The organism is Clostridium polyendosporum (genome assembly GCF_018332455.1).
GTDB classification, from domain to species: Bacteria; Bacillota; Clostridia; order Clostridiales; family Clostridiaceae; genus Clostridium_AY; species Clostridium_AY polyendosporum.
In genome coordinates this window covers 1-4,698 of record NZ_BOPZ01000056.1, presented here as the reverse complement: position 1 = coordinate 4,698, position 4,698 = coordinate 1, and the positions used below count along the sequence as shown (strand labels likewise).

Below are 4,698 nucleotides of genomic sequence, written 5' to 3'. Positions count from 1 at the left end.
TTTCTTTCTCGTATCATTTGAATAACTCCTATGAAATAAAATTCTATACTTTTAATTTTACTTCATAATTCAGTAAAAACAAAGACTGCTGACACTTTGTCAGCAGTCTGAAAAATAAAGCTACATTAATGTAGCTTTATTTTTACTTATATGTATTTTCAACAACCGTATTCCACTCATTTCCACTATAGAGTCCGTCAAATACTTTATTTACCTCATCTAAAAGAAACGGTTGCATCTCTGAAGGTAGATTATAATAGTAAGCAATATTATTTTCATTAGCAATTGAAAGAGGCCATAGCATTTCTTGTGAAAATCCCTTTAAAAATGTATTTCCTTGTTTATTACCAGTCATTATACCTTCCTTGCCTAATTTTTCATATGGTTCATCTTTTGTTATAAAGTCTAAAAATCTATTTATTTCCTCTTTATCTGGTGCATTTTGTATTGAGCACACAAGATGTTCCACAATTATAGGCGGATTAATTTTACTAGTTGGCAATACTCTACCATTTAATATTTTAATATTTTTGCTATCCTCCAATTCTTTACCGGCTAGTGATGTAACAAAGGCAAATGGTATTTCCCCTTCTTCAACCTTTTTTACAATCTTATCATCAGCTTTATACAATGTATCCTTAGTCATTCCATACTCTTTATTTATGATGTTTAATAACTTAAAAACATCTTGCATACTAGTAATTTGCTTATACTTAAGCTTTCCAACATCAAAATTCTTTTCAAGTTCCATTTCATCAATCACATTATTTGCGACTATAGTTGAAAGTGCTAAAGATAAGTCTATTTCTTTTGGTAATACCACTGGTATTTTTATATTTCTATCCTTTAATAACTTTGCAACATCCCCAACATCCCCAACATCTTCCAATTCTGTATTTATACCGTATTTTCCAACTTCATTTTTATTATATATGAATTGAATTGAATATGGTATAATACCTAATCCGTAATACTTATTATCAATACGACCATAACTTAAAACTATATTATTAAATTTTTCTGTAGCTTTATTGGTTGTTAGATTATTCGTTATATCACCTATTAATCCTTCTCTTGCAAGCTCAATCATTACACTTCTATTGCAAATCAATATATCATGTTCTTTTTTATTTGCAATCTCTTTTTTTATTTTATCAAAAGAATTTATATTTTTCACCTTGATATCAATACTACTATGTTCCTTTTGATATAATGATATTAAGGAATTAACACCTTCCATATCTGAAGTAGTATTATTTTCAATTAAGATATTTAAACTCCCTTTCTGCGGACTTTTCTTATCTCTTGAACAACTTATCATAGAAAAAAATAATATTAACACAATTACTAAAGAACATGCCTTAAATAAATATTTCATAATTACACCTCCATAAAATATATCAAATATATTTTATGTAAAATAATTAATTATATTAAACACTCATATAATTAATTGAGGTGATAAAAATGAAAGTAAGAATAATTATGGTAAGTAAACAAGCTATGGTTTTAATAATGCTTTTAGTAATAGGTATAATACTTACATCTATTTTCTTTTCTTTTACTAAGACACCCCAAGACTTATCTTCTTTGCCAACTAGTTCATCTGTAGGAAATGATAAGGTATTGAAGAAAGATTTAAACGGGGATGGACAAGAAGATATTCTATATATAACAACAAAAAATAACAAATATTATATGCAGGTTAACTCTAATAATAAGAGCTTTTTTTTAGAACCAAATAAAAAGCTTAATACTGTAGGAACTTATTCAAACTTTTGGCCTATGGGTATTACTTTACTAGACTTATCTAGAGATAGGATTCCGGAAATATTAGTCCAAGCATCGCAAGATAATGTTCCAATACAACATATCTTTAAGTGGGAAACTGACAGCTTTAAAGATATTTTTTCTAGTACCAATAATGTTTTTGGAGTTATAGATTCAAAAAATAATAAAACTCCAAAACTTGTCTCAATGACAATAAAGAATGGTGCATTAAATGTTCAGCAGTATATGATTATTGGAGATGAACTAAAGAATTGTACGTATGAAAATTATCCAATTCTAGGACTTGAAAATGTAATGTTATTTATTGATTTGATTGAAAGCACAGGTGAGATTGAAAAACTTTATGATATTTTCAAATCATCATTAAGCCAAGATGAACTATCAATTTTATGGAAGCTTGGTAAGACTGATTATATGTTTGAATTCCAAGATGCATTCTTTCAAGATACAAAATGGGATAAGAATGGAAAAACAGAAGAAATTCAATGGATATTGAATTTTAAAAAAGCTCTAATACATGAAAAAGATAGCCCGTCTCAAATTAAAATACAAATAACCTTAGGTGCTGAAGGAGATATGTTTAAAATAGGCGTTATCAAACTAGAAAAAGCAAAATAATAGTTCTTATAAAAATAAATATTAAACTTATTTACATTTAACTATATTCAATTTTATAAAACAAGAAAAAATAAAACTGAACAGACAGCAACTCAGCTTTAGCCATAATTGCAGCAAATTAAAAGGGTCGCTTTCGCGACCCAAAAGGGGGATGGGGGGTTTTAGCTTTAATGAAGACTTAACTTCATTTAGCTATAGGAGATGTTATTCTCCTAACTACATTTATATTATTAACCTATAATTAAGACTTTATACACTATAAAAAAATTTAGTATATAAATAAATATCTCATCTATTAATTTAGGATTTTAAAAAGCATTTTAAGTGAAACTTTATTTATTGAGCTATTTAGAATTTAACTTTTTCTCTCTAATTAACATGTAGCACTTTATAATATTTATACTTAATCATCAAATTCACCAGATTGATAAAGTTCTATCACTTTATCTAAAAATCTTGCTCTGGAAGGATCTACAAAAGTTCTTAAAGCTCTTAACATAGCTATATTTGCATCTTCTTCTCTATTAAAATTAAGGTTATTGGCTGAATTATCATAATTAAAACCATTATTCATAATATTACCCAAACCATTATTCATAATATTACCCAAACCATTAGGCATACTAGAATTAAATAACGAATTAAGAGCATTTAAGTTAAACCCCTCCGAGCCTATAGCAGATAAAAGACCAGTTAATGCATTAAAGTCAATGTTCTTAAACATTTCGGTCATTTGAGGACTAAGATTAAAAGGAAACGGTGGCATACTATTGTTCATTCCACTCATATTATTTACATTATTCATATTATTAATAGGATTCATATTTTTTATATCATTCATATTTGATGATCTATGTCTATGCTTATGTTTTGACATTAGATTCCCTCCACAATATTTATATATGTATTATTATATATATTTTTTGGAGGGCTTTCGCCCTCCAACCACTATTCTAGTAGCAGCATTCTATACTTCCTAATATGGTGCAGAATCATTGCATCCACATAAGCAACCTCTGAATCCTCCTAAGAATAAGAATAATAGTATTAGTATAAACCCTCTATCATTCTTTAGTAATCCTGAAAATTCGAATATTAGTAATGCAATAATTACTGTACTTGGATTGTAAAAGGCTGTAGTACTCGGATAGTAAGGATTGTATATACCCATCATCGGCATTATTGTCCCCCCTTACGGAAATACCAGTTATTTATCTCAATTTTAAAATTTAGTTACTATAAATCACAGTTTCCTCTTCTATTACAGAAGAATAATATGATTAGTAAGAACCATATCCAGTAGCAGCATCCACCAAATCCAGATCCTGCATATGGTGCAACTCCACTGTATGGTGCAACTCCATTATATGGTGCTGCTCCACCGTATGGCATCACTCTATAGCAACAGTCATGCTTCTTTGACATATTTGTTCCTCCTTAAAATAGTATTAGTTTTCTTACGTTCTTTTCACTAGTTTACACTATATCGCTACCAATAGAGTTTCTTCTTCCAAATCCAAAGATTATGAATATGATAATTATCCATATCCACCACCAGCTGCCTCCGCCAAATCCGCATCCACCAAATCCACCGCCATATGGGGCTGGGGCAGGTGCAGCACTATATGGTGATACTCCAGCAAATGGGGCAGCATATTCGCAGCATTGGTCTTGAATTGGGTAGTAGTTTGAAACTTTGCAAACTGGAATCTTCTTTTTTGTCTTATGAGCTTCTGTTGCAAATGGGCTAACTGCACTAGTTGGACCTGGTGCTACTGGTGGATATGCTCCTGGGTATCCTCCTGGGAATCCTCCTCCAAATCCATGTCCACAACCACAGAATAAGATAAATAGAACGATTATCAAAGCTAATGATCCTCCAAATAGTCCTCTTGTACCACTAATTGGACTTAAATCATCTTTACAAGCATTTAATCCACTTAGAATTTCATTTAATTCCATAAAATTCCCTCCTTATTGAAAATATGGTTTTATTTGGGTTTCTAGTATATATTATTCCAACATATATAAAATGACACAATATTTTGGCATATTAATTAACCATTGTGAATATATTAAAACAAAACTGGCCAGGCACCGATTCTGTTCGGTTTAAGGCAAATTTAAGCTTGAGTTAGATTTACAAACAATAAAAAAGCGTGGATTAAATCCACGCTTTTTCCAGTTTGCTGAAAAACCCTCTGTTTTTTAAACAGGGGGTTTTTCTAGCAAACTTGTGGATAAATTTTAAAAGAGAGCTTTTCTATTAATTTGAATAAAATTTTATAT

6 protein-coding genes are annotated in these 4,698 nt (G+C 29.7%); 1 reads left to right on the top strand and 5 read right to left on the bottom strand.

Annotated elements, in window-relative coordinates:
- Nucleotides 1-142: 142 nt before the first annotated feature.
- Nucleotides 143-1,378 (bottom strand): ABC transporter substrate-binding protein, encoded by a 1,236-nt coding sequence (locus CPJCM30710_RS17250; RefSeq protein ID WP_212905381.1) that lies wholly within the window; start codon nt 1,376-1,378, stop codon nt 143-145.
- 89 nt (nt 1,379-1,467) lie between these two features.
- On the opposite strand from CPJCM30710_RS17250, the gene CPJCM30710_RS17245 reads away from it, so the two are divergent.
- Nucleotides 1,468-2,409, top strand: coding sequence for an FG-GAP repeat domain-containing protein (locus CPJCM30710_RS17245; protein WP_212905380.1), 942 nt, complete (start codon nt 1,468-1,470; stop codon nt 2,407-2,409).
- A gap of 403 nt (nt 2,410-2,812) precedes the next feature.
- Here CPJCM30710_RS17245 and CPJCM30710_RS17240 read toward each other — a convergent pair whose 3' ends face one another.
- The 4 genes from CPJCM30710_RS17240 to CPJCM30710_RS17225 form a co-directional block, all read right to left on the bottom strand.
- The gene (locus CPJCM30710_RS17240; RefSeq protein ID WP_212905379.1) at nt 2,813-3,286 is read right to left on the bottom strand and encodes a hypothetical protein; all 474 of its coding nucleotides are present in this window, start codon (nt 3,284-3,286) and stop codon (nt 2,813-2,815) included.
- Between the two features lie 99 nt (nt 3,287-3,385).
- Nucleotides 3,386-3,589, bottom strand: coding sequence for a hypothetical protein (locus tag CPJCM30710_RS17235; RefSeq protein ID WP_212905378.1), 204 nt, complete (start codon nt 3,587-3,589; stop codon nt 3,386-3,388).
- A gap of 56 nt (nt 3,590-3,645) precedes the next feature.
- Nucleotides 3,646-3,834, bottom strand: coding sequence for a hypothetical protein (locus CPJCM30710_RS17230; RefSeq protein WP_212905377.1), 189 nt, complete (start codon nt 3,832-3,834; stop codon nt 3,646-3,648).
- 51 nt (nt 3,835-3,885) lie between these two features.
- Complete coding sequence (locus tag CPJCM30710_RS17225) at nt 3,886-4,371, bottom strand: hypothetical protein (RefSeq protein WP_212905376.1); 486 nt, start codon at nt 4,369-4,371, stop codon at nt 3,886-3,888.
- Nucleotides 4,372-4,698 lie beyond the last annotated feature (327 nt).

Bases quoted from the DNA above. Each gene is read 5' to 3' on its own strand.
- CPJCM30710_RS17250 (WP_212905381.1), bottom strand. From the start codon at position 1,378: ATGAAATATTTATTTAAGGCATGTTCTTTAGTAATTGTGTTAATATTA.
- CPJCM30710_RS17245 (WP_212905380.1), top strand. From the start codon at position 1,468: ATGAAAGTAAGAATAATTATGGTAAGTAAACAAGCTATGGTTTTAATA.
- CPJCM30710_RS17240 (WP_212905379.1), bottom strand. From the start codon at position 3,286: ATGTCAAAACATAAGCATAGACATAGATCATCAAATATGAATGATATA.
- CPJCM30710_RS17235 (WP_212905378.1), bottom strand. From the start codon at position 3,589: ATGCCGATGATGGGTATATACAATCCTTACTATCCGAGTACTACAGCC.
- CPJCM30710_RS17230 (WP_212905377.1), bottom strand. From the start codon at position 3,834: ATGTCAAAGAAGCATGACTGTTGCTATAGAGTGATGCCATACGGTGGA.
- CPJCM30710_RS17225 (WP_212905376.1), bottom strand. From the start codon at position 4,371: ATGGAATTAAATGAAATTCTAAGTGGATTAAATGCTTGTAAAGATGAT.